Source organism: Stenotrophomonas sp. P5_A9, from assembly GCF_056400525.1.
The window spans coordinates 69,243-92,602 of the sequence record NZ_JBFULC010000020.1; the positions used below are offsets into that span (position 1 = coordinate 69,243).

Annotated in this window: 21 protein-coding genes; 8 read left to right on the top strand and 13 right to left on the bottom strand. The window is 64.1% G+C overall.

Annotated features, from left to right (window positions below; genetic code table 11):
- Nucleotides 1-140 precede the first annotated feature (140 nt).
- Together AC1DR7_RS08620 and AC1DR7_RS08625 are read right to left on the bottom strand one after the other, a co-directional pair.
- A complete protein-coding gene (locus AC1DR7_RS08620; protein WP_457320745.1) occupies nt 141-521 on the bottom strand; it encodes a hypothetical protein in 381 nt (126 codons plus the stop codon).
- A gap of 439 nt (nt 522-960) precedes the next feature.
- Nucleotides 961-5,457 carry an NACHT domain-containing protein gene (locus AC1DR7_RS08625; protein WP_478076448.1) on the bottom strand — a complete coding sequence of 1,499 codons (4,497 nt, stop codon included), beginning with the start codon at nt 5,455-5,457 and terminating at the stop codon, nt 961-963.
- Between the two features lie 1,110 nt (nt 5,458-6,567).
- On the opposite strand from AC1DR7_RS08625, the gene AC1DR7_RS08630 reads away from it, so the two are divergent.
- Entirely contained in the window at nt 6,568-7,008 is a 441-nt protein-coding gene (locus AC1DR7_RS08630; RefSeq protein ID WP_478052478.1) for a hypothetical protein, read from the top strand.
- Between the two features lie 275 nt (nt 7,009-7,283).
- Here the strand turns inward: AC1DR7_RS08630 and AC1DR7_RS08635 are convergent, their stop codons facing one another.
- Nucleotides 7,284-7,682, bottom strand: coding sequence for a hypothetical protein (locus tag AC1DR7_RS08635; protein WP_457322459.1), 399 nt, complete (start codon nt 7,680-7,682; stop codon nt 7,284-7,286).
- A 479-nt stretch (nt 7,683-8,161) separates the two neighbouring features.
- On the opposite strand from AC1DR7_RS08635, the gene aroQ reads away from it, so the two are divergent.
- The 4 genes from aroQ to accC are packed head-to-tail and all read left to right on the top strand — an operon-like array spanning nt 8,162 to nt 10,954.
- The gene (aroQ, locus tag AC1DR7_RS08640; RefSeq protein ID WP_457321189.1) at nt 8,162-8,611 is read left to right on the top strand and encodes a type II 3-dehydroquinate dehydratase; all 450 of its coding nucleotides are present in this window, start codon (nt 8,162-8,164) and stop codon (nt 8,609-8,611) included.
- 2 nt (nt 8,612-8,613) lie between these two features.
- Nucleotides 8,614-9,030 carry a lysozyme inhibitor LprI family protein gene (locus tag AC1DR7_RS08645; RefSeq protein ID WP_457321187.1) on the top strand — a complete coding sequence of 139 codons (417 nt, stop codon included), beginning with the start codon at nt 8,614-8,616 and terminating at the stop codon, nt 9,028-9,030.
- Between the two features lie 54 nt (nt 9,031-9,084).
- Nucleotides 9,085-9,576: an acetyl-CoA carboxylase biotin carboxyl carrier protein gene (gene accB / locus AC1DR7_RS08650; RefSeq protein ID WP_256775991.1), complete on the top strand. Its 492-nt coding sequence runs from the start codon at nt 9,085-9,087 to the stop codon at nt 9,574-9,576.
- A 10-nt stretch (nt 9,577-9,586) separates the two neighbouring features.
- Nucleotides 9,587-10,954 carry an acetyl-CoA carboxylase biotin carboxylase subunit gene (gene accC / locus AC1DR7_RS08655; RefSeq protein ID WP_256775992.1) on the top strand — a complete coding sequence of 456 codons (1,368 nt, stop codon included), beginning with the start codon at nt 9,587-9,589 and terminating at the stop codon, nt 10,952-10,954.
- Between the two features lie 737 nt (nt 10,955-11,691).
- Here the strand turns inward: accC and AC1DR7_RS08660 are convergent.
- The 4 genes from AC1DR7_RS08660 to AC1DR7_RS08675 all read right to left on the bottom strand — a co-directional run bounded on the left by AC1DR7_RS08660 (nt 11,692) and on the right by AC1DR7_RS08675 (nt 14,979).
- Complete coding sequence (locus AC1DR7_RS08660) at nt 11,692-12,741, bottom strand: hypothetical protein (protein ID WP_457318166.1); 1,050 nt, start codon at nt 12,739-12,741, stop codon at nt 11,692-11,694.
- A gap of 176 nt (nt 12,742-12,917) precedes the next feature.
- Nucleotides 12,918-13,655 carry an alpha/beta fold hydrolase gene (locus AC1DR7_RS08665; RefSeq protein WP_457318167.1) on the bottom strand — a complete coding sequence of 246 codons (738 nt, stop codon included), beginning with the start codon at nt 13,653-13,655 and terminating at the stop codon, nt 12,918-12,920.
- On the bottom strand, nt 13,655-14,026 hold the full coding sequence (locus tag AC1DR7_RS08670; RefSeq protein ID WP_256776658.1) for a hypothetical protein: 372 nt from the start codon (nt 14,024-14,026) through the stop codon (nt 13,655-13,657). The genes AC1DR7_RS08665 and AC1DR7_RS08670 overlap by 1 nt, the downstream gene beginning before the upstream one ends.
- The gene (locus AC1DR7_RS08675) at nt 14,023-14,979 is read right to left on the bottom strand and encodes a hypothetical protein (RefSeq protein ID WP_457318168.1); all 957 of its coding nucleotides are present in this window, start codon (nt 14,977-14,979) and stop codon (nt 14,023-14,025) included. The genes AC1DR7_RS08670 and AC1DR7_RS08675 overlap by 4 nt, the downstream gene beginning before the upstream one ends.
- 183 nt (nt 14,980-15,162) lie before the next feature.
- Here AC1DR7_RS08675 and prmA point away from each other — a divergent pair, with 183 nt between their 5' ends.
- From prmA to fis, 3 genes are all read left to right on the top strand, one after another.
- Nucleotides 15,163-16,083, top strand: coding sequence for a 50S ribosomal protein L11 methyltransferase (gene prmA / locus AC1DR7_RS08680; RefSeq protein ID WP_457318169.1), 921 nt, complete (start codon nt 15,163-15,165; stop codon nt 16,081-16,083).
- 53 nt (nt 16,084-16,136) lie between these two features.
- On the top strand, nt 16,137-17,054 hold the full coding sequence (locus AC1DR7_RS08685) for a DUF3426 domain-containing protein (protein WP_457318181.1): 918 nt from the start codon (nt 16,137-16,139) through the stop codon (nt 17,052-17,054).
- A 113-nt stretch (nt 17,055-17,167) separates the two neighbouring features.
- Nucleotides 17,168-17,443 carry a DNA-binding transcriptional regulator Fis gene (fis, locus tag AC1DR7_RS08690; RefSeq protein WP_038685853.1) on the top strand — a complete coding sequence of 92 codons (276 nt, stop codon included), beginning with the start codon at nt 17,168-17,170 and terminating at the stop codon, nt 17,441-17,443.
- A gap of 39 nt (nt 17,444-17,482) precedes the next feature.
- On the opposite strand, the gene AC1DR7_RS08695 is transcribed toward fis, so the two are convergent.
- From AC1DR7_RS08695 to AC1DR7_RS08720, 6 genes are all read right to left on the bottom strand, one after another.
- Nucleotides 17,483-18,088 (bottom strand): hypothetical protein, encoded by a 606-nt coding sequence (locus tag AC1DR7_RS08695; RefSeq protein ID WP_457318170.1) that lies wholly within the window; start codon nt 18,086-18,088, stop codon nt 17,483-17,485.
- Nucleotides 18,089-18,172: 84 nt separating this feature from the next.
- Complete coding sequence (locus AC1DR7_RS08700) at nt 18,173-19,156, bottom strand: phosphatidate cytidylyltransferase (RefSeq protein ID WP_256776663.1); 984 nt, start codon at nt 19,154-19,156, stop codon at nt 18,173-18,175.
- A 14-nt stretch (nt 19,157-19,170) separates the two neighbouring features.
- A complete protein-coding gene (locus tag AC1DR7_RS08705) occupies nt 19,171-19,803 on the bottom strand; it encodes a lysophospholipid acyltransferase family protein (RefSeq protein ID WP_256776664.1) in 633 nt (210 codons plus the stop codon).
- 36 nt (nt 19,804-19,839) lie between these two features.
- Nucleotides 19,840-20,265 (bottom strand): hypothetical protein, encoded by a 426-nt coding sequence (locus AC1DR7_RS08710; RefSeq protein WP_457318171.1) that lies wholly within the window; start codon nt 20,263-20,265, stop codon nt 19,840-19,842.
- A complete protein-coding gene (locus AC1DR7_RS08715) occupies nt 20,262-21,593 on the bottom strand; it encodes a phosphatase PAP2/dual specificity phosphatase family protein (RefSeq protein ID WP_457318172.1) in 1,332 nt (443 codons plus the stop codon). Before AC1DR7_RS08715 ends, AC1DR7_RS08710 begins: the two co-directional genes overlap by 4 nt.
- Nucleotides 21,590-23,344: a bifunctional alpha/beta hydrolase/class I SAM-dependent methyltransferase gene (locus tag AC1DR7_RS08720; protein ID WP_457318173.1), complete on the bottom strand. Its 1,755-nt coding sequence runs from the start codon at nt 23,342-23,344 to the stop codon at nt 21,590-21,592. Before AC1DR7_RS08720 ends, AC1DR7_RS08715 begins: the two co-directional genes overlap by 4 nt.
- Between the last annotated feature and the right edge of the window lie 16 nt (nt 23,345-23,360).

The following is a 23,360-nucleotide window of genomic DNA, read 5'->3' on the forward strand; positions in this document are numbered from 1 at the left end:
GATGCAGGGCATCAGCTGTTCACCGGATCGAATATAACGGCACACGCGTCGGGATGGTGAGAAGTCATTTGTGTGCCCTAACACCTTGAATTAAGCCGCGCCGCAAAGCGGCGTCGGCTTGAATGAATTGTTAAACGACATTACGGAGTCCACTCCCATGTGCCGCTACCGGCTCCGTCAAAGTATGTGATGCAAATATAATCGTCAGGGTTAGGCTTTGTATTTTGGGCAACCAGGTTATCCAGAAGCTGTTCGGAAAACTGACTGGCATCAGCCCCTTGGGGTGTAGGTGAATTTACAAGCTCAATCTTCCAAACGGAGCCACCTGAGTCAATTCTTGTTGCTGTTGCGTTATGGCTAGCGAGAAAATGCGCGCCATTTCCCCTCAATCCCTCCATGTAGCGCTCTAGCGCTTGCCAAGGGTTTTGCGAGCGGTAACCGGCTTGACCGGCTGTTGCCGTTCCTGAGAGTCCCCAGTTCGCGATGACAAATGCATGCAGGTGATTTTTGGTCTTTGGCATGGAAACTCCTGTCGTCTAACTACCTAATCGACGGACCCGTGGGTCCGGTTATACAACTTACCCACAAAGCACCGTATGGCGGGCTTTCCCCTTTATCCAGCTCGATCTTAGGGTGGCGGGGTCCGGCTAACAAGCCAGCGTATAACCGGACCGAGCACAGTGCTCAGTCACCACCGCAAAGCGGTTCTGGTAGAACTGCAGATGTCCGCTTTGAGTCGAAAGAGAACTTTAGCACTKCAGGCACGCCGCGTCCGACCAAGAGTCCGCTTCCGGCCAGAAGCGGACGTCGGGAGAACTTTCGGACTAGTCTCGTTGAGAAACGCCTTTCAAATAGCGTTAGACGACATCCTGCCCTCCCTAATGATCTCTGGAAAAATCAAGATCTTCTTGCAGCGCAAGCACTTACCCAACTTAGGCCTCGCAATCGGCAGGCTCACGCTCACCAAGGTGTCTCCCAGTCGAAGCTCCTTGTTTGGTGACCGTCGAATGCAACCAAGCTTCCGAACCAACGGCGTAAGGACTGGTCGTGCCCACCTGTTGGCCAAGCGCTACGTTCCGCCGAGACGAACCAAAGGCAGCCAAGTTGGCATTTGATGAGCATGCGATCAAGCGCGTCTCTGCGGATCGTGACCGAGTACCCATCCTCATCATCTCTATGGTGAATAATGACAACCTTTCCCGTTTCATCCGCCGTTATGTCAGGAGAGAGTGGATTCGGCGGAGAAAAGTTCAGCAAGCCAAGCAGAGCGTGGCTTGGTAAGCGTAAGCTCACTCCATCTGGGCGCGATGCATCCAAGTGGCTCTCCCAATTGTATTCAATCACCGGCTGAAGTGCGGTCACTTCTCCAGGCAGTCCGCGACGAGGCGACCATTCCAAGGTGGGCCAAGTTGCTCGCCAGCCAAACTCGCCAAGATAAGGGCCGTCGGTCAACTGAAGCGGCTCCCAATTATGCGCATTGCGGTCTCTCGCCCCTACTAATGCCTCGTATGCTGACCGAAGGTCGCTCTGGGCCAAAATGAGGCAGTGAATGAACTGAAACCCCTCTCGCCTGAGGCCGACCTCCCGCCGTACAAAGTCCCGACCGGAGAATTGTTCCGCCGCCCGTTGAAAGGAATGAAGAGTAACCCACTGCTCATTCCCCTGGTCTTCACGAAATATGGCGTCTTTTGCGGAGTGCCACGCATCGTTCTGTCTCGCCCAGTTCGTGAGCTGATCGTCGGAAGTCGACCGCATGTTGAAGTCGAGCTTCCACCACTCACAGCCTGGCGAGACTTGCATGTCAGCATCTTCAGCCAGCGTAGGGTCTAGGTCTCGCTGGAATCCCGTATCGGTCGGGTAAGAGTAGCGCCTCGGTTGCTCCCCACAATTGCTTCTTAGCCAATGCGTGTCGCTCAACCAAGCCAGCAGCTCGTACAGCGCAATCCACTGGTACTTCTTACCGACGCGTTCGATCCTCGCCCTATGGCGGCTGTAGTGAGATGGCGTTCGGTCATCGCCAAATCGCGCCTTAGTCCAGCCTAGGCTGTAGGCTCTCGCAGTCACCCATCGTTGTGCCCATTCTGGATCGAAGGTGGCAGGTTCACGTTCGCCATCACTGCTGAAGAGGACGCCAAAGGCATCGCTCGCATATCGACCTCGCTCCTCATCCTTAAGCAGAGACAGAAACGCGTCTTGACGTCTAGATGCTGTTTGCGCTGCGACCTTTGACCGGCTTTTTGTGATCTTGAAACTGCCTCTGACGCTACTTAATCTGACGCTCCAGACCTCCTTGCTGGCTTTCTCAAGAATCTCGAAGGCCGTCTTACGCTCGGGACTAGTATTGACCACCTCCGCAACGAACAGATCGAAGCGATTCCGCTTCGACAATGGAGGTGGCGCATTAAGTTTTGTCGCCGAAAAATCACCAACAGCAGACGCGATTTCGTAGCGACCAAAGTCTCCGTTCGCTCCGCAGCTCCTAAGAATGCTGTGATCGCCGAGCTTCTCCTTCCGCTCCTCAAGAGCGGCCTGGCTAGGCGCGCGAAGCGCCTTGGCGGGGAATGGAGGGCGAGCTTTCGCCATCTCCACTCTATCGGGCAGTCGGCCGCGAGCCTGCGCCACTTCAAGAACCCCCAGTGCGTAGTCGCGCGCAAGCAGGTGCTGCGGGGGCGCGTTCTTGCTGAAGATCAGGTCGAACGTCGTCGCCGCCATCGTCTCGAGAGCGGGGTCATCTCCGAGCTGGCTGGCCGCCCCGTATGACGCCGCCAGCAGACGCTCCAGCACGTACAGATCATCCACGTCGACCATCAGCGTGACCAAGTCATGATGTATGGCGGGTACTCTCCGGAGGAGACGGCAAAGACCTCTCGTCGCAGTATCCCTTATGTAGCGGCTGGTACATGAGCAAAGCCAGGTCAGCGTGATTGCAACCAATTGAAGCATCTCTGGTTCTGCATGATCCAGCTTTCCGCCGATAGCCCACTTCAGAAGACGATGGACCGGATGCTCATCATCTTCTGTCGCGAAGGCGATCACCCGCGACCATTCCACGTCGCGTCTATTGAGGCCCCAACGCCAGAGGTTTCGGTGCAGCAGGTTCGCGTTCCACGGATGCCCGGGAACAGCGGCGACTTCCAGCAGGAGGCCGATGGACTCTGCCTCCGATTGGTCAATCGAGTTGAGTAGCTCAAGCGAACGGCTTGTAAATGTCGGGTGTCCAGCTTGCGACTCGATGGCTCGCCATCGGACGCTTTGTTTGAAACTTTCCTGGATACCCCACTCGTGCCACCAACGAGCCCTCCCACCCGGCAGCGCGTCCACTAGCTCCATGTCGAAGGTCTCGGGGATCTGGATCGATAGGGCTTCGAAGAGCCCCGTCCATCCATACCGTTGAGAGCTGGACGTAAGCCATTCGAGTGGGCCGCCCGCGGTGAACACGCTCGCGACATCTATCGCGCCAGAAAGGGACGCCTGAACAAAAAGGTGGTCCTGGAAACGCTGAAACGCGATTCTCGCCACATCCTCCGGAGCTACAAAGAGACCATCCCCATGGGCTGTTGGATCAGGATCAAGACGGACGATTCCACTGCGCAGTAGAACTTCAAGCCATGTCATGCCTGCTGGCGGGGCTCGAGGTGCGAACGTCTGGCTAACAATCAGGTCGGCTTGACTCCGCGGAACGTAGTCGAGCTTTGTACGGGACATTTCTCGAGCAAGTCCCTGCAGAGCGCGCCGCAGTTCGGGAGAGAGATCGGCAGGCTCGACCGACGCTGGCAGCAGGTTGCCGCCCACGCTATCGAGGTAAAACCCGAGGATATTCAGCGCCCCCCGTAAGCCTCGAGGAAAAACAAAGTTCCTCTTTTGAAGTAGGGCGTCCGAAGCCGCCTTGAGGAAGAGGGGATGCGAGAACTCCGGAGCAAGTAGTGGGCCAGCAGGTCGAACGATCCCTCGCCGATCCAAATATTGAATCGCTGCAGCTTCCTGCTCTTCGAACGTGGTGAAGCCGTGAAGATCAACCTTTGGATATGCCTCCCAGACCGGAATGGGTATCGCAAATGGAACGTACTCAGTGCGGCATGCAACAACAACCGCGATGTTCGGGTACGGATCTAGACTCTTGATGAAACCGGCCAGATGGTTCCGCCAAAGATTGGCTCCAGCACCCTCGTTAACAGCATCAACTAGTATCAGCGCCCTAGAGCCGGAAGTTTCACCCGCCGAATCTAATGCACCAAGGAGTTCATCCCGAGGCCATCCAGGCAAACCGAGTGATCGTTCACATTGGCTCCATGGGTCTCCCTTAGCGAATTGCTGGCCCAAGAAGAGTAGTGCCGGCCTGCCTTCCGCTCGCGAACGGTTGGCCTCAGAGGCGAGCAGATGAGACTTCCCCGTGCCAGCCTCACCGGTGACGAGTAGCACTCGGCTAGCATCCGCGCTGAAGGCAGTGGAGACCAAGAGACGGGCAAGGTTGCTGATTGCCTCCTCAACCCTGCGAACACTGTGCTGCAAATAACTCAGATGATCGCAGCTGGGCGTCGACTTCGCCTCGCCCTCCTTAACTGAACGGCGCTGGCTGCGAAGCTCATCACCCAAACGGCCAAGGAGTTGTTCGGCTGCTCTCACGTCTGAGAGCCACTGCTGGACATCCCATTGGGTGGTTACAGGAGCCTCGACCGCGTCGGCTATCCCGTGCACCAGCTTCAGCGCGTTTGCAGCGAGCTCCGCCGCTTCGCGCACGTCATCCGTGACGATCGCTGAGGACGGCTCAATGCGATCCGCCCAAGTAGCCTCGACCGCTCGAAGCAACCTAGCACGAAGGGCTGAAGTCCTCGCCAKACCATCGAAGGCGAGCGAGGCAGCAACGTCGACGTGTTGTGCGGGCGTGTATCGCTCACCAAGATCGGCGCTTGCTATTTCAACCTGGTCAGAGAACCAACGAAGACTCAGCGTGTCGACCCCAAACCAATACCTCGATAAGCCCGACGCGCTTGGTTGCCCCAACCAGTCGGTCAAATCTGAGGCTGTGATCGGCTCAAACGAAACGTCCCGCCCTAGGGCTAGCGCTTCCGCCCTCCACCGTTTCACATGCTCATCCCAAGCCGACCACCCTGTCCGGCCCCGCCCCTTTGCCCCGCCTTTGTCGGTCAGATCGCACGCAATCGCGACCTGGTAGACGTTGACCTCTGGGCGGCGCTTTAGTGTTGTCGCTACGCTTTCGTCGATCTGCGCCCAGTCGATGTCTCGAACGCGAAGGAAGTACTTGGCTTGAATGCCGACGGACGACCCGTCGTTCTTAAGCCACAGCGCCTCGACGCCGGCGTCGCCGCCAGCTCCCTCGATCCGCCTGAACTCCTTGGCCCCCATAGGGCGGCGGCGACGTGCGAGCTGAACAACAAGCTCCTCAAACCCGTTGTTCTGGGTCCCACGATGTGGCCGAATAGAGGCAAAGCTAACCATTCTTTATGTGTCGTCCGATTGTCGCTAGCGGCGTTGATGAAGGATCAGATTGCTCGATGTTGCGGTCGATTTTTACACGAACTTGGCGGAAGCTCGCGCTGCAGTAAAATCACACAAAGTGCCGAACGCACTACTGGTGACAATTAGATCGGTGTTCCCTCGAAGTGTCCGCTCCGCGTAGCATGATGCCTGAGGTCAAGGCCAGTCATTCTTAGCACCAGCCGATGCACTGTCACCTCTGCGATAATAATGATGATCAGTTTCCGGAGTAGACGGGAAGCTTCTTACGGGCTTGGTAGGTGACGATGTGGCGCCATAGCTTTTGCTGCGCTCAGTTCACTGCATGTGATCCATTTCACCCTCGGCGGCTGAACTACTTAACAGGAATCAGCTAAAGCAGACGCTCAAAGAAGCTGCCCTTACACCCTTCCCTTCAGTGCGAGAAACGGACGGGATTGGCACAACATCGACGCCTAGACCTGGCGCCAACTTTCCCCGTGTATATCAAGATTTGCCTCAATGAGTAAAGCACTTTCGTCCATCCCTCCTGTTACAACTTCTGCCGCGACCACCTCTGTATTTCTGCTTCTGGCCAGAAACGGCCGCGCAGTAAGCGAGTAGCCGTCCTCGACACCTCGGAGGACTACTACGAGCTTAAGATCGCTGGCTAAGTAAAGAGGATCAATTCCGTCGGTAACGTGTTGCGACAGTTGCTCGCTCGCTATTCAAAAAGACAATGCCGTTATCCCCCGGTGCCTCGGGCCAATCGGGAGGCAGAACATCGCTGGGGTTAAGAGTGATCGTTGCCAAGTCATCGATGGATCCCGTGGACAACGTGTCCACGCGGACGACACCAGGCGGGATATATGGTGGCAGATCTCCGCTCGCACAGAGCCAGGCTACCGGAAAGTACTTCGCAATGGAGAAGACAAAAGGCGTCTCCTTCCATCGATTGTCAAAGATGCGGGACATCCAGCGACCCATGACTTGACGGTGATATGGATAGAGCCAGCAATAAAGACGTAACTCTGCCGGGAAAGCCTGACTAGGTGCAAGGAAATAGTCTGATTTAGCTGCGGGCAGAGGACCTTTGCGATGCAGGCCGACTCCATGAGCGAGCAAGTGGCCGACCACAGAGCGGAAGACGCGATTCGGAAGAAGTTCGAAATCTTGAGGAAGGTAGAGTCGGTTGCGGAAAGCGACATCAACGTCCCTGCAGAACTTAATCAGGTGAGGATCGTAAGCGGCGCCAAGCAAGTCCCCGTTGCACGCACGACAAATGGAGCGATACTTGACGCCGCTCTGAAAGAGACGACTACCCTTGCCAACCTTCTCAGCGCCGAGCGCAGCTACAAGGCTGGTTGCATAGGCTTGTCCGACCCTTGGCACACCCTTGGGTGGGATGTGGTCTTCCGTCAATTTCCCGATCTTCCCGCAGATGTTGCAGGGACCGATCTCAGGACCCCKTGTTTCCAGCCGCATGCTTTTAGGCTCCGCCCGATACCTAGACAGATGATGCCACTCGCCCTGGCATGTGTGGGATTTCAGTGACCCAGCGGGATAATCGAACACGACGAAGTCTGTCAGCTGCGGCTGCAACCGTCCTGACCCCTGCGACGGCCAGGCCGACAATTACGTCATGACTAGAGAGGACGCGGGAGAGCCGCGCTGGCGCACGAAAAGGCCGAAGCTCTTCTTCGACAGGCCTGGGCGCTAGATCAGACCTTCAACGGCGACGGCAGGTACGGCGTCACGGCGGCGCGATGCTGACTGCCTTCGTCGAGAAGCTAACCGATTCGCCCCCAGCATCCCGATGGGGCGCGACTTCACTCAGTTGGACCATTGAGCCCTTTTTGTAAGCGACTGAGAGCGTAGGAGATATCCATGCCAGGCTCTGATAGGCCCTTGTCCCAGTTCCTTGGCCCTGCATTGCTCTTCATGCGGAAATGTGAGCTGGCGTTCCTGACGTGGCTACCGAACCAAACCTGCTCTGCCGACGTTTGAACCTTGCGGTCGGCATCAAGAGTTCCGTGCTTTGCGTAAGCCTTAAGCTGCGCTTTGAGCAAGACCACGCGCCCCTGGAATGGCTCAATCTCGGACTGGGATGCCGCCCCCAGCCTGCGCCCGGCTTCGCGGAGGCTGGAAATCTCCCGGTCAAGGCGGTTTAGTTCCGCGAGAATGGCTCTGGTCTCAGTGCCTTCGTACTTTGAGACGGCGTTGCTCACCAGCTCGCTCCCTTGCTCCGAAGATAGATTCTATCCTCACCATTCCCTTGAACACCCGCGCGAGTACGGAAACGGCCAAGGCTTCGCTGATCTGCCACAGGACGCGAAACCTCAGGGCGGTCCAGCTATTGCTGGGGCATACGAAGCTCGAAAGCACCGTGCGGTACCTATGCATCGAGGTCGAAGACGCTCTAGAAATCGCCGAGCAGACGGATGTCTAAACAGTGGCTAGCTCCTCGATCTAGCAATTTCGAGGAGCGTCTACTAGCAGCCCCATTACCACTAACTATGGTGAGCGCGCGTCATAGTTGGTTGGAATCCCCACCAACTATGCTGAGCCGCACAACCGGTCAACACGCCGCCGCCCCAAGCCTCCCACGCAAAATTCAAACGTTCGCTTGAAACACGCGTAACTTCGCCGAACTGGACACGATCAGCCGGTTCCGCCAGACTTCGCCCTTTCCTGCTTCGTGGCACCCATGGCGAAACTGCTGGTCCTGCATGGCCCCAACCTCAACCTGCTCGGCACCCGCGAGCCGGGGGTGTATGGGCACACCACGCTGGCGCAGATCGACCAGGCCCTGCTGGGCCAGGCGCAGGCCGCCGGGCACGCGGTGGAGAGCCTGCAGTCCAACGCCGAACATAGCCTGGTGGAACGGGTGCAGGCCGCCCGTGAAGACGGCACCGCCTTTATCCTGATCAACCCGGCCGCGTTCACCCACACCTCGGTGGCCCTGCGCGATGCGCTGGCTGCGGTGGACGTGCCGTTCATCGAGATCCATCTGTCCAACCCGCATGCGCGCGAACCGTTCCGCCAGCACAGCTATTTCAGCGACAAGGCGGTCGGGGTGATCTGCGGCTTCGGCGCGGACAGCTATCGCTATGCGATGGATGCGGCCCTGACCCGGCTGGCGGCCACCACCGCGTGACCATGCCGCGCGTCCTCGCCAGCGTCATGCTGTGGGGCGGCCTGTGCGGCGCGGCCCTGGCCGCCGATCGCAGCGCCGAGGGCATCGACTGCGCGCAGCCCGGCGGCACGATGGAGAGCGACCTGTGCGCCTCCGACGTGGCCAGCGACGCCGATACCGAACTCAACAAGGTCTACGCCCAGGCGCGCCTGCAGCTGCGCACGCAGGCCGCCGAAGGCGCCTGTACGCACTGCACCGATGCCGAAAGGCAACTGGTGCTGGCCCAGCGCGCATGGATCCAGCTGCGCAGCCACGACTGCGACGCGGTGTATGCCTTCAATGCCGATGGCACCTCCCGCAATGGCGCGCAGATGCGCTGCCTGACCACACACGCCAACGACCGCATCGCCCAACTGCGTAGTTTCTACGAATTGCGTTGACCCGAGCGCAACGCGCTTCCCACCACACTGACACCACGAGCTAAAGAGGCCCCTATGGATCTCCGCAAAATCAAGAAGCTGATCGACCTGCTGGAAGAGTCGAACCTCGCCGAAATCGAAATCAAGGAAGGCGAAGAGTCCGTGCGTCTGTCGCGCGCGCCCGTATCCGGCTACGGCATGATGCAGGCCCCGCAGATGATGATGGCCCCGGCACCGGTCCAGGCCGCTGCGGCCGCCCCGGCGATGCCGATGCAGTCGCCCACCGAAGCCTCCACCGGCGGCACCGCCAAGGCCGGTAATGCCCTGCCGGACGGCCACGTGCTGCGTGCGCCGATGGTCGGCACGTTCTATTCCTCGTCCTCGCCGGACAAGCCGGCCTTCGTGTCGGTCGGCCAGGCAGTGAAGGCCGGCGAAACGCTGGCGATCATCGAAGCGATGAAAATGTTCAACCCGATCGAGGCCGATGTTTCCGGCACCATCGTCGCCATCCTGGGCGAAAACGGCCAGCCGGTCGAATTCGACCAGCCGCTGTTCGTGATCGGCTAAGGATCCGTCCATGCTCGACAAAGTCGTTATTGCCAACCGAGGGGAGATCGCGCTGCGCATCCTGCGCGCGTGCCACACCCTGGGCATCCGCACGGTCGCCGTGCATTCCACGGTCGACCGCAACCTCAAGCACGTGGCCATGGCCGACGAGTCGGTCTGCATCGGTCCGGCACCGTCCTCGGAGAGCTACCTCAACATCCCGGCGCTGATCGCCGCGGCCGAAGTCACCGACGCCCAGGCCATCCACCCGGGCTACGGTTTCCTATCGGAGAACGCCGACTTCGCCGAGCGCGTGGAAGAATCCGGTTTCATCTTCATCGGCCCCAAGGCCGACACCATCCGCCTGATGGGCGACAAGGTGGAAGCAATCCGCGCGATGAAGGCCGCCGGCGTGCCGTGCGTGCCCGGCTCGGGCGGCCCGCTCACCGACGACATCGTGGCCAACACCAAGATCGCCCGTGAGATCGGCTATCCGGTCATCATCAAGGCATCCGGCGGTGGCGGCGGTCGTGGCATGCGCGTGGTGCATGCCGAGGCGTCGCTGAAGGCGGCCATCGAGACCACCAAGTCCGAAGCCAAGGCTGCTTTCAGCAACGATCAGGTCTACATGGAGAAGTTCCTGGAGAATCCGCGCCACGTGGAAATCCAGGTCCTCGCCGACGGCCAGGGCAACGCCATCCACCTCGGTGAGCGCGACTGCTCGATGCAGCGCCGCCACCAGAAGGTGGTGGAAGAAGCGCCGGCCCCGGGCATCAGTGCGGAGATGCGCGAGCAGATCGGCAAGGTGTGCGTGGAAGCGTGCATCCGCATCGGTTATCGCGGCGCGGGCACCTTCGAGTTCCTGTTCGAAGACGGCCGTTTCTACTTCATCGAAATGAACACCCGCGTGCAGGTGGAACATCCGGTGACGGAGATGGTGACCGGTATCGATCTGGTCTGCGAACAGCTGCGCATCGCCGCCGGCCAGAAGCTGACCATCAAGCAGAGCGACGTGGTGCTGACCGGCCACGCGATCGAATGCCGCATCAACGCCGAAGATGCTGAAACCTTCGTGCCGAGCCCGGGCCAGATCACCGCCTTCCATCCGCCCGGTGGCCCCGGCGTGCGCGTGGATACCCACATCTACAGTGGCTACCGCGTACCGCCGAACTACGATTCGATGATCGGCAAGCTGATCGTGCACGGCCCGGACCGCGAGACCGCGATCGCGCGCATGCGCGTGGCGCTGAGCGAGATGGTGGTGGACGGGATCAAGACCAACGTCGCGCTGCAGCAGCGGATCATGCGCGACAAGGGTTTCCAGGCCGGTGGGCAGAACATCCACTACCTGGAAAAGCGCCTGGCCGAACGCAAGAACAAGTCGATTGCATTGACTTGATTTAGCAGTAACGGTGGCATAGCAGAAAGGCGGGGATATCCCCGCCTTTTTGTTTGGTTCTTCGCGCATATGTAGCGCACGCACGGAGTGCGCTCTGAGCGTTTTTCGGCGCGGGAATCGGTGGGTCGGGCGCTGGGCGCCCATGCCCTTTCCGGCGAATGTCCTCCGGCGTCGGCCTGCGGCCGCCCCCTCCCCCTTTATTTCGCCTCCAAGGGCATGGGCGCCCAGCGCCCGACCCACCGACCCGCCAGAAAAGCCTGGCTTCTACCTGCTTACCGCAGCCGAGCCCCGTAGCGGCCGGTAGGCYCCTGGGCAAAATAAAGGAGGAGGCCGCCCAGCGGCCGGGGGACATTTGCGCCAGGRGCCTACCGGCCGCTACGGGGCCCACACGCGCGCGACAGACCTGGGCGAAGACAAAGCCCGATCCACACGTCGCCGGTAATCCCCGTCCAAGCGCGTAGCGCTGTTCTCACTCTGCACCGGCGCTTGCAACAAGACGCTCCCCTCAGAGGGGGGAAGCACCTTCTATTCGCCTGTTTGAAACGACACCGGGCCGCACGATGGCGGCCCGGCGGTACTTCTTGCCCGGCGGGTATCGACCGTCGGTCGATACCCGTTATCCGGCGCGCGCTACGTCAGCGCAGCAGCGCGATCAGCAGCAGGATCGGGATCGGAATGCCCAGGAACCACAGCAGCAGATACTTCATGGTGAATTCTCCTCGTTGAACGTTGGGGGCTTACAGGTCGCGACGGCGACCGCCCCAGGTGGCAAACAGGCTGGCGCTGAAGGCACCGATCAGCAGCGTGATGAACAGCCACAGCGCGGCATACGCGGTCGCCTTGCGGGCATCATCGGCGGCCTGCTTCGCGTCGGCCTTGGCCTTGTCCAGCGTGGCGCGCAGACGGGTCTGCATGTCGGTCACGCGGGCCTGCGCTTCAGCCTGGCTCATGCCGGTCTGGTTGGCCACGAGCTGGGCCAGGTACTGGGTGTCGGCCGGGTCCATGGTGTCGGACTTGAGGCTGTTGACCACGATCCGGTTGACCTCGGCGCGGACGTCACCGCCACGGCCCGGACCCGGGCCGCGCTCGCCACCCGGCATCGGGCGCGGCGGCGGCGGCATCACACCGGCTTGCGGTGCAGCCGGCGCAGCAGCCGGATCACCCGGCGGCGGCGCCATCGGCGCGGCCGGTGCGTTCGGGTTGGCGCGGAACAGGCCGTCCACCCAGTACTGCAGGTCGCCGTTGTTGTCGCCCATCGCGGCAGGACCGGCGGCCGCAGCCAGGCCACCGGCCGTGGTCGCCGCCGCGCCAGCGGTGGCACCGGCCACCTTGGCGCCGGCACCGATCACCCCACCGATGGCCGTGGTGAGCAGGCCCGCGGTCAGCAGCGTCGCCACGGCCCACGACAGGAAACCATGCGCGGTGTCGCGGAAGTAGGTCTCATCGCCGTGCAGGTTGCTCCACTTGTTGCGCAGGCGCCCGGCGATATAGCCGCCCAGGCCCGACGCTGCGATGGCGGTGACGGTCAGCCACGCGATGCTGGACCAACCGAACGTTTCCTTCGACACGCCTTCATACGCCCACGGCGATACCGAGGACAGTCCCAGGCCAACGCCGAGGATCAGCAGGACCAGTGACAGCGCCGCAGCAGCGGCGGCACCGGCGAAGATGGCGCCCCACGAGACGGCGTGGTCATGCGCGGGTGCGATCACCGGCGGGGGGGTGACCACGGCGACAGTCGCGGTGGCCAAGGGATCTTGGGAGGCGTAATCGCCACGGGTATTCATTCGACAGGTTCTCCGGCACGTGCGCTGCGGATGCAGCCAACACCCGCAGGCTGCGCGTCGCACCGTGAAATACCCGAGAGCCATAAGCGAAGGCCGCGTGGACATGGCCGCCACGCGCCGATCACACCGATGCTGCGGCAGTCCGTGACCACAGGGTGGTACGGCAAGCCGCACCCTCAATCGATGTCGTAAACGCCCCGCATGAAGCCTGCGATTACCGCAGCCGCCGCTTCCGGACGCGCCTGCAGCATCAGATGCGGCCCGTCCAGCCGCGTAGTGGCCTGCGCCGGCAACATCGCCGACAGGTGGCGCTGGCAGCGCGCAGGCAGAAGACGATCGTGCGCGGCGTGCAGGCACAGGGTGGGCAGGTCCACCGCGCGTGCCTGCGCGGCGACATCCACGCCCAGTGCCGCCACCGCACGCACGCGCAACACCTGTGGGTGCACCCGCGCCAGCGCCGACTGCAACGCGGCACGCAGGGCCGGGCTGCCCCAGCGCCCGAACAACAGCCACGACAGTGCCGGCATCGGCAACGCGCGCACCGGCGCGCGGTACAACACCGCTTGCAGCCGGCGTAGCGCAAGCCAGGGCGAGCGCGCAAACGTCGTGGACAGAATCAGGCCGCGCAACCGCAGCGGGGGTGCGGCGGCGATCACCAGCGCCAACGGGCCCGAGAACGACTCACCGAGCAGCACGTAGTCGCCGTCGGTCGGCAGCGCCTGGCGAACGACGTCCGCCAGCGCGGCGTAATCCAGCGCGCGATCCACCGGGTAGGCAATCACCGTGACCACGACGCCCATCCGCGCCATCGCGGCGGTAAACGCGACGTGCTGGGTGCCAGTCGCATCCAGGCCCGGCAGCAGCACCAGCCGCAACGGGCGCGGGGTATCCACGCCCGCCGCAGCGTCGCGCATCAGCGCGCGACGTCGGCCGCGGTGACCTGGCTGTTCTTGACCGGCGCCACACCCAGCGATGAGGTCGGATCGACGATCACCATCGTCTCGGTGGAGCCATCGGGCCAGACCACCTGAAACGTGCTGCCCGCCGGCAGCGAGGCAAACGGCATGCCGCTCTGCGCGCGGTACACCGCAGCTACCTGGCTGGCACCGGCGCGGCGCACGTCTTCGGTGGCCTTGACCGAGGTCAGCTTCACCTTGGACAGGCTGCGATAGCGGTCCTCATAGGTATCGATCATCACCAGGCCGACCGCCCCGGCAGAGTAGGCCACGAACAACGCCACCCAGAACCAGAACTTGGCACCATGCAGGAATCGACGGTAATTCATCGCCCGTTCCTCTGCTTGATCAGCATTTCAACCAACGTCTTCATTTTCCCCGCACCTTGCCGCGATACCGCAGCGTCATACACGAAAGTGGCAAAGTCCTGCCCACCGTCCTGCGAACAGATCCCTCCGTTCGCGCAGAAATTGTTCATCAACACACTGTCCGGCCCGCACGCCATGCCCAGCTCGCACGCGGCCAGGCGCCAGGCCAGTTCACTGAACTGGTCGCCGGCCACCAGCCCGTCCAGCGCGCGATCGCCGCTGGCGCGCTGGCCCATGCCGGTGGACAGCGCCATGTAGGCTTCCGGGTCACGCGAATCCATCACCCGCTCGACCAGCCCACGGCGGTAGGTCGGGCTGTTCTCCAGCGGCTGGCCTTCGGCGAACAGCGACGCCTCGGCGGCGAGATTGCCGGCCTTGGCCGCCTGCACGCGCTGGGCCAGGATCAACTGGCGGCCCAGGCCGTCGCTGCTGACAAAGCCGCCGCAGCGCCGCGCGACCCGCTCGCGGGCCTGCACCATGGTCGGTGAAGCGGTCATGCCCATGCCGGTCAGCAGCGCGTTGTCCAACTGGTAACCGCCGGGATCCATCGCGTAGGTCGCGCAGTAGTCGTAGACACGGCTGACCATCCACGCCGCCTCGGCATTGCCGTTGCCCGCCTGCAGTTGCAGGCGCTGGGCGTAGGCGTAAAGGTCGGTGTCGCCTTCGATGTCGGCGCGGATGTCCAGCGGCAGGCCCGAGGCGATGGTGGTGCCGCGCTCGATCGACAGCAACTGGCGCGCCAGCTGCTGTGCCTGCACCGGCGCCGCGGCCACCTGCGTGACCGGCACCTCATCCACGGCGTTGCCTGCCTCGGCAGGGCGCACATGACCACCGGCGCGATAGCCCACCACCCCCAGCAACGCCAGGGCCGGTACGACCAGCAACCAGGTTTTGAGGGTAGGCACGAGGGCCATGCGCGGGACCGGAGGTTGCCGGCAGGGCAACGGGAAGCCAAGTCTAGCAAGCACCCGTAGCCCTGTCTGAATCCACCGGCGGGCCGAATCTCGCCGCGGCGGGAGACGCGCCTGGGTCGCGCGGCGGGCAGCCCACCCCCACAATGGTCTAGCATTCACCGTTTTCCGCAGGTAGCCCACCCCATGCCGTTCCTGGAACTCACCCTCCGCTGCAGCGAATCCACCCAGCCCCGCTATGAGAATGCGCTGGACGATGTCGGCGCGCTGGCGGTGACCCTGCTCGATGCCGATGCCGATACCAGCAACGAGCGCGCGATCCTGGAGCCGGGCGTGGGCGAGACCCCGTTGTGGAACGACCTGGTGCTCACCGCCCTGTTCCCGGCCGAGACCAACGCGTTGGCGCTGCTGGCCGCGCTGGATGCCTTCGATCCCGGCCTGGACTGGTCCGATGCCAGCTTCCGCGCGGTGCAGGACGAAGACTGGGAGCGCGCCTGGCTGGACCAGTTCCAGCCGATGGCCTTCGGTGAACGCACCTGGATCGTGCCGTGGAATCACGACCTGCCCGAGGCCGCGCAGGCCGACGATGCCGCCGTGATCCGACTCGACCCGGGCCTGGCGTTCGGCTCGGGCACCCATCCCACCACCGCGCTGTGCCTGCGCTGGCTGGACAGCCTGGCCGCCGACGGCGTGCTGGCGGGCCAGACCGTGCTCGACTTCGGCTGCGGCTCGGGCATCCTGGCACTGGCTGCGCTGCGGCTCGGCGCCGCGCGTGCGGTAGGTGTGGACAACGATCCGCAGGCGGTGATCGCCACCGGCGACAACGCCGAGCGCAACGGCCTGCAGGATCGTCTGCAGGTGTACCTGCCCGCCGACGAACCGCCGACTACCTACCCGGTGGTGGTGGCCAACATCCTGGCCTCGGCACTGGATGCGCTGGCCGACGTGCTGGCCGCGCGCGTTGCCGCCGGCGGTCGCATCGCACTGTCGGGCATCCTGCATGGCCAGGAAGACGAGCTGCTGGTGCGCTACGCGCCGTGGTTCGACCAGCTGGAGACCGCGCAGGACGGCGACTGGATGCGCATCACCGGCGTGCGCCGCGCGTGAGGCGGCATGAACGTGCTTGAATGGGCGCGCCCCTCCTGCCCGGCCCCGACCCGATGACCGAGCCCACGCCACCGCCACGTCGCCCGCTGGCCACGTTCCTGCGTGCCAGCCCGGCAGACACACCTGCCAGCGAACCACCCGCGCAGACGCTGCCGTCGGATGCGGACGCGGACGCCCAGGCATTGCCTGCGCAGTACACGGCGCCACCGGTGACGGAGGGCAAGGACTGGACGCAGACCGTGTCGGTCTTCGACCCGCCGCCCGCCGAGCGCGTGGCGCACGTGGACCACGGCGAGCACGCAGAACGCGATGCGGCGCCACGCGAAGACGCCCGCGTGGCGGCCACGGCCGAGGCGCCCGCATCGCGCGTTGACGCCGATACCGCGCACGCATCGGCAGTGCAGGATGACGATCCGAGCGTGGCGCCGGCCGAGGCAACCCCGCCCGTGCAGGGACGTGCCACGACCGCACCGAGCTTCATGCGGCTGCCCGTGGCGCCGCTGCATACGCCGCGCTGGCAATGGGGCGTGCTGGCCGGGCTGGTGGTGCTGCTGCTGTTGCAGATCGCCGTCGCCGACCGCGCGCGATTGGCTGCCGATGCCGGCACCCGGCCGTGGATCGCCGGGGTGTGCAGCGTACTGCGCTGCACGTTGCCGGCGTGGCAGGAGCCGGCGGCGTTCAGCATGATCAGCCGCGATGTGCGTCCGGTACCGGGCCAGCCCGGTGCGCTGCAGGTGCAGGCCAGCTTCCGCAACGATGCACGCTGGGCGCAGGCATGGCCGTCGCTGCGGCTGTCGCTGTCCGACGCCGATGGCCGCGTGATCGGCACCGGCGCGTTCGCACCGCGTGACTACCTGGACCGTTCGGTCGATGCCAACAGCGTATTGGAACCAGGACAAAGCGCGCAGATCGCGTTCCGCGTGCGCGAGCCCGCCGCGTCGACCGTCGCATTCACCTTCGAGTTCCTGTAACCCCGCGTTCCAGCCCGGAGCGTGGCGGCCTGCCCACGCACGCGCTAGACTGACCCCCTACAATTCTACGCCCGGGGCTGCTGTCCGCCCCGGCATCTGCACCGGGAACCTCCTTGAACGCTGTCCTTTCTCGTCCTGACAATAGTCGTGGCGCGCCGAAGCCACCGCTGCGCGAACACGTGGCCCAATCGGTCCGACGCTACCTGCGGGACCTGGACGGGTGCGATGCCGACGATGTGTACGAGATCGTCCTGCGCGAAATGGAAATCCCGCTGTTCGTGGAAGTGCTCAACCACTGCGAAGGCAACCAGAGCCGCGCGGCGGCCATGCTGGGCATTCACCGCGCCACGCTGCGCAAGAAGCTGAAGGAATACGGCATCGCCACCTGATGGCGGTGTGGACGCAACGCGCGTCCGGCAAGGCGCGGGTCAGTGCTGTGCCAGCCATGCTTCCCAGGGAAGAGGTCTGCCAAGGTGCTCCCGCAGCCATCCGACATCGCGGACGCGCTCAAGACTATTGCGCAGCGCAAGGACCTGGCCTGGCACGCGGTCCGGATGGCCGAGGGGCCCTTCAAGTGCAAAAATCCTGAACGTGTTGCCAGGCGTTCGCTGGAAGCGGGCGATGGCTCCGTTCGAGAACAGAATCGCGCCTTCATCCATCGCCGGCACGAACCGGTAGACCTCGATTGCGTGCAGGTCTGCGAGCACGGAAAGCTCGATCAGCAGCTCGTCCACCCTGGGCATGCGCCGATACAGCCGAATCCCATCGCCAACGCACTTGCCTTGTTCCAAATAGAGCTTGTACTCAATGCCACGCGTGCGCCGCCGCTCACGCAGATCGACGAAGTACGACAGCAAGACCTCCGGTCCTGCGCCCCAGCATTCGTCCGCCTGTGCCTTCAGTGCGCCTGAGTCGCCGAGGCTGTGCCAAGGCGCCGCAGCGCGGCCATCACGCTCACATCCCAGGTAGATCGACAGGAAGCCGACGTACCCGTAGGTGCGAATCAACATGCGTATGGCGTCATGCGGGGACATCAAGGTTTCCAGGCAGAGAAACGATGCAAAGGGAATACGGCATCGCCCGCTGGTGACGCGCATCGACGGTTTGCCCGATACGCCTCACGCGCTCCAGAAGTACCGCACAAGGTGGAAGAACACCGGCGCGGCGAAGCACACCGAATCCAGTCGATCAAGCATGCCGCCGTGGCCCTCGATCATGTGGCCCCAGTCCTTGATGCCGCGATCGCGCTTGATCGCCGACATCACCAGGCCGCCCCAGAACCCCATCAGGTTGACCGCCAGCGACATCCCGAACGCCTGCCACGGCGTGAAAGGGGTCAGCCACCACAGCGCCGCGCCCAGCGCGCTGGCCGACAGCACCCCACCGATGAAACCTTCCACGGTCTTGGACGGCGACAGCTTCGGTGCGATCAGGCGCTTGCCGATCAGCTTGCCCCAGATGTACTGCAGCACGTCCGAGGATTGCACCACGATCACCAGGAACGCGAACAGCAGCAGGTTGCGCGCCGGCTCCACCCCGGCCAGCTTCAGGTTCAGCAGCGCCGGCACGTGGGAGATGCAGAACACGCAGATCATCAGCCCCCACTGCACCTTGGACGTGCGCTCCAGGTAATCGGTGGTGTCTCCGCCGATGGTGGCCAGGATCGGCAGGAACAGGAACGCATAGACCGGGATCAGCAGCGTGTACATGCCGTACCAGTCAGTCCACACCAGCCAGTACTGCCACGGCAGCACCACGTAGAAGGCGGCCAGCAGCGCGTAGTAGTCGCCGGCACGGGTGGGCGTGAGCGTGATGAACTCGCGCAGCGCGAACAGCGACACCACCGCAAACAGCACCACCACCCCGGTGCGTCCGAAGAAGAACGCCAGCGCGACCACCGCGGCCATCACCCACCACGCGCGGATGCGCGAGACCAGGTTGGCCAGCACCGTGCTGGGCGCATGGCGCGCGCGCCAGCGCAGGGTCTCGGCGATGACCGTGGCCACCACCAGTACCGCCGCGATACCGGCAAACAACAGCCGGGTCTGCGCGTGCGTGGACAGCTGCGCGATATCGCTGGCCAGGCTGGAAAACAGCAGCATCCCCTGCCCGGCCATCATGCGCGCTGCCTGCGCGGCTGCGGATCCAGCGCCAGCAGCGACACCCGGGCACGCTCCAGGAAGCGGTCCTTGTCCTCATCGGCCTTCAGCCGCAGCGGCTCGCCGAAGGTGGTGGTGCACAGCAGCGGCAACGGCAACCAGCGGCCCTTGGGCATGACCCGCTTGAGGTTGTCGATCCACACCGGCACGAACTCCAGCTCCGGGCGCTGCCGGGCCAGGTGGTAGATGCCGCTCTTGAACGGCAACACCCCCTCTTCGGTATTGCGCGTGCCCTCGGGGAACAGGATCAGCGAGTTGCCTTCGTCCACCGCCTGGCACAGGCAGGCGATGGGATCGTGGTCGCGCTTGGCCGCATCGCGCTCGATCAGCACGCCATTGAACACCGCGTGGATCAGGTAGCGGCGCAGGCCGTCGCGCTGCCAGTAATCGGCCGCTGCCACCGGGCGGACCTGGCGCCGCAGGGTGATCGGCAACGCCGACCAGATCAGCACGAAATCGCCGTGGCTGGCGTGGTTGCCGTAGTACACGCGATGGTCGCTGGACGGTGCACAGCCCTGCCACAATGCGCGCGCGCCGGTCAGTGCGCGGATCGCGCCACTGCAGCTGCGTGCCACCAGATCAGCCAGCATGTCCTGCCCTCATCGTGATTGCATCCCTTGCGTGAGTCATCCGGATATCCGCAACCACAGCGCGGCCAGCAGCGTCAGCGCCTGCAGCAGTACGCACGCGCCCTGCCCGCGCAGCAGACCGCGCATGCCCTGCCAGCGCGCAGGCCAACCACGCGTGGGTGGCACCGCATCGCGCAGGCCCAAGGCCTGCAGCGCATCGTCGATCGGTCCCGGTGCGGCATCCGGATGCGCGGCCAGCAGGCCGTCCAGCAGTGCACGGTCGAAGCCGATCCGTGCAGCGAAGTACGCCTGGCCTGCACCGGCCAGCAGCGACAACAGCGCGATTGCCACCACCGGCATACTGCGCGGCGCCAGCAGCAACAGTGCCAGTGCGGTCGCCGCAAGCAGCGTGGAAATCACCGCCGGAATGCGCGCCTGGCGCAGCAGCGCGGCCATCGCCTGCACCTGCATCGCCGTGCTCATGCCTGCACCCCCGGCGCATCGTGGGCGTGCTGCGGCTGCACCGCCAGTGCGATCGCAGCGCGATGCCGTTCATGCAGCACGATCCACGGACAATCCAAGCGGAGCAGCCGGATCGCCGCATCGGCGCTGTCGGCATGGCCGCTGCGGCACAGCCAGGTCGCCACCGCTGCGGCACTGCGTGAATAGCCCAACGCGCAGCACACCAGCACCTGTCCACGCCGATGCCCGTGCGAGATCGCATCGGCGGCGCGGCGCAGGGCGTCCGGTGAGGGCGTGGCCAGGTCCAGCATCGGCACGCTGCGGTAATGGCGCACGCTGCCGCGGAACGGCAGCTCGGCGCAGACATCGACCACGGTCGGCATCGTCAGCACCGCACCGGCATCGGGCATGCGCCCCAGCCACACCCCATCGATCACCAGCTGCGGCTGCGGCGCACGTCGCGTCCACCAGCGCGCGTTCAACCACGCCGCCAACAGGTACGGCGCCAGCAACCAGCGCGCGGCCATGCTCAGGCGCCCGTCTTCCTGCTTCTGGAATACCGCCGTGCCCAACGCCGCATAGCCCAGTGCAACCAGCGCCAGCGACAGCGCCGGCCAGCCCAGCCACAGCACCCAGCCACTGAAGGTCAGCGCCAGGGACGCGCACAGCGCGCTGCCCAGTGCGTACAGCGCGGCCAGCCGCCAGCGCGCAGCATCGGCCGTCCACTGCCAGTGGGCAAGCGGCGAGCGTCCGTGCACCGGCCACAGCCATACGCACAGCCAGCCCACGGCCACGCCGGTAGGCACATCGACGAAGTGGTGCTGCCAGGTGGTCAGCACGGAAATACCGATCAGCGCGAACCACACATGCAGTGCGCTGCGCCACCATCCACGCAGGTGCTGCTCAAAGCGCACCCACAGCACCACCAGCAGCACGATGTGCAGCGACGGTGCCTGGTTGAAGGGTTTGTCGAAGCCCAGCAGCACGTCGAACAGCCAGCCGAACACGCCGCCGGTCTCCGGGCGCTCCAGGCTGAAGCGCAGCGGCCACAGCAGGAAGCAGCCCACCGACAACAACTGCGCGGTGAACAACCGCCGCGCGTGCATGTCCAGTTCGGCGCGTTGGGTGCAGATGAAGAACGACGCCACGTAGAACAGGTCGATGGACCAGTACGGGACGATGGTCCAGGCCTGGAACGGGATCTTCGCTTCCCAGTCGAACACGATCGAGGGCACGTACGGCAGGCGCCCGGCCATCGCATTGGCCAGGCCGTAGCTGAGGAAGAAGAATGGCCCCAGCAGCGCCAGCCAGACCAGCGCGCGTCGCCATGGCCGCGCGCCCTCGGTCATGGCAGCACCCGCCGTGCCAACGAGACGGTGAAGATGCCGAAGCGGTCGATGCGCTGGGTGACTTTCTCAAAGCCGGCCAGGCGCACCAGTTCGTCCATTTCCTGCTGGGTGCGGCGCCGCATCACCCAGGCCACGCCTTCGCGGTGGCTGGTCAGCGCGCGGGCGATGAACTCCAGCTGCGGGTGCCAGGGCTGGCCGGTGTAGACCAGGTAGCCGCCTTCGCGCATCGCCGCGGCGATGCCCTGCAGCGAGCGCAGCACCGCGTCATTATCGGCAAACAGTTCATACAGGCCCGATACCGTGGACAGCGTCGGCGCCACCGGCAGCGCGGCCAGCGAGGCCGCGTCGAATGCATCGCCCTGCTCGAAAGTGGCGATGTCGTCGGCGCCGAACGCGCTGATCAGCTTGCGACCGTCGATGACGTTGCGCTCGCTGAAATCGCGCAGGGTGATCGCCTCCGCACGGTGTTCACCCTGTGCCAGCGCGTCGAGCACGTAACGACCGTGGCCGGCGGCCACGTCCAGCACCCGCACCGGGCGACCTTCGCCATGCAGGTGCAGGGCGGCCAGCTGCAGCAGCTCGCGCACGTGGGTACGGCGGATGCGGATGCCGCGCCAGCCGATCGCGTCCAGGTAGTTGCGGTCGATCATGCGGCCCAGCGGTCCGCTGCCGCGCGCCTGGTCGCGATAGATGTAGTCCAGCGTGCTGCCCGAGTCGAAGCCGCTCTCCAGCCCCAGCGCGATGCCTTCGGACAGCCTGCCGCCGAAGCGCAGCCCGGCGCGGGTGAAGCGCCAGTAGGCGTCCTTGGCGCTGTTGCGCTGCGGCGGCCAGGACAGGATTTCGGCCTCGTCGAAAGTCGGCCCGTGGCGATGCGCGTCGCGCAGGCTGGGTCGTACCAGCGGCTGGGCGAAGCGCTCGCTGATGAAACGGCGGATGGAGGCGATGGCTGGCGCGCGGTCACGTTCGCCCAGGGTGTCGTGGAAGAAACCCGGCAGCAGGTGGCGTTCCTTGATCGGCGAGGACAGGCGCTCGTAGAAGCGGTCCTGCGGCGCACGATGCACCACGAAATCCGCGCCGGACACCAGCAGCTGGGTTGGCACGGTGATCGCCTGCGCATCGCCGACCACGCGGTCGGCGGCCTCGTACAGGCCAAGCAGCACCCGGACCGAGATCGGTCGGGTGATCAACGGATCGGTGCGGTAGCTTTCCACGCGCCCGGGATCATGGGTGAGCCACTGCGGCTTGACGTAGCTGTTGACGAAGAAGTTGCCACGCAGCTTCTGCATCAGCTTCAGCCCGGGCACCGCCAGCGGCACGTACAGCTTGACCTTGAACGCCGGCGATGCGAGCACCAGCGCACGTAGCGGCGGTGCGTAATCGTGCACCCAGGTCGCAGCGACCACCGCGCCGACGCTCTGGGCGATGATCGCGATGTCTTCCACACCGATGCCATGCTGCTGGCCGATGTGCGCGATGAAGCTGTCCAGGTCACGCACCAGCGCCTCGAAGCCCGGCGCATCGCCACGCTCACCGGGCGACTGGCCATTGCCGCGCGCATCCCAGGCGAATACCTCGGTGTCGGGCAGGTCCAGTTCGTCCACCAGGTGGGCGACACGGCCGGAGTGCTCATGGCCGCGGTGCAGCAGCACCAGCGCACGGCGCGGCGCGGCGGACGAGGCAGCCGGCCAATGCCGGTAAAACAGCGGTTGGCCATCGAAGCTGTGGAATTGCAGGTGTTCCTGTACGCGCATGCCTTACTCCGTTGTG

What these genes read in the sequence shown, in the direction of transcription:
- AC1DR7_RS08620 (WP_457320745.1), bottom strand. Translation starts at nt 521, where the DNA reads ATGCCAAAGACCAAAAATCACCTGCATGCATTTGTCATCGCGAACTGG.
- aroQ (WP_457321189.1), top strand. Translation starts at nt 8,162, where the DNA reads ATGGCGAAACTGCTGGTCCTGCATGGCCCCAACCTCAACCTGCTCGGC.
- AC1DR7_RS08645 (WP_457321187.1), top strand. Translation starts at nt 8,614, where the DNA reads ATGCCGCGCGTCCTCGCCAGCGTCATGCTGTGGGGCGGCCTGTGCGGC.
- accB (WP_256775991.1), top strand. Translation starts at nt 9,085, where the DNA reads ATGGATCTCCGCAAAATCAAGAAGCTGATCGACCTGCTGGAAGAGTCG.
- accC (WP_256775992.1), top strand. Translation starts at nt 9,587, where the DNA reads ATGCTCGACAAAGTCGTTATTGCCAACCGAGGGGAGATCGCGCTGCGC.
- AC1DR7_RS08660 (WP_457318166.1), bottom strand. Translation starts at nt 12,741, where the DNA reads ATGAATACCCGTGGCGATTACGCCTCCCAAGATCCCTTGGCCACCGCG.
- AC1DR7_RS08665 (WP_457318167.1), bottom strand. Translation starts at nt 13,655, where the DNA reads ATGCGCGACGCTGCGGCGGGCGTGGATACCCCGCGCCCGTTGCGGCTG.
- AC1DR7_RS08670 (WP_256776658.1), bottom strand. Translation starts at nt 14,026, where the DNA reads ATGAATTACCGTCGATTCCTGCATGGTGCCAAGTTCTGGTTCTGGGTG.
- AC1DR7_RS08675 (WP_457318168.1), bottom strand. Translation starts at nt 14,979, where the DNA reads ATGGCCCTCGTGCCTACCCTCAAAACCTGGTTGCTGGTCGTACCGGCC.
- prmA (WP_457318169.1), top strand. Translation starts at nt 15,163, where the DNA reads ATGCCGTTCCTGGAACTCACCCTCCGCTGCAGCGAATCCACCCAGCCC.
- AC1DR7_RS08685 (WP_457318181.1), top strand. Translation starts at nt 16,137, where the DNA reads ATGACCGAGCCCACGCCACCGCCACGTCGCCCGCTGGCCACGTTCCTG.
- AC1DR7_RS08695 (WP_457318170.1), bottom strand. Translation starts at nt 18,088, where the DNA reads ATGTCCCCGCATGACGCCATACGCATGTTGATTCGCACCTACGGGTAC.
- AC1DR7_RS08700 (WP_256776663.1), bottom strand. Translation starts at nt 19,156, where the DNA reads ATGCTGCTGTTTTCCAGCCTGGCCAGCGATATCGCGCAGCTGTCCACG.
- AC1DR7_RS08705 (WP_256776664.1), bottom strand. Translation starts at nt 19,803, where the DNA reads ATGCTGGCTGATCTGGTGGCACGCAGCTGCAGTGGCGCGATCCGCGCA.
- AC1DR7_RS08710 (WP_457318171.1), bottom strand. Translation starts at nt 20,265, where the DNA reads ATGAGCACGGCGATGCAGGTGCAGGCGATGGCCGCGCTGCTGCGCCAG.
- AC1DR7_RS08715 (WP_457318172.1), bottom strand. Translation starts at nt 21,593, where the DNA reads ATGACCGAGGGCGCGCGGCCATGGCGACGCGCGCTGGTCTGGCTGGCG.
- AC1DR7_RS08720 (WP_457318173.1), bottom strand. Translation starts at nt 23,344, where the DNA reads ATGCGCGTACAGGAACACCTGCAATTCCACAGCTTCGATGGCCAACCG.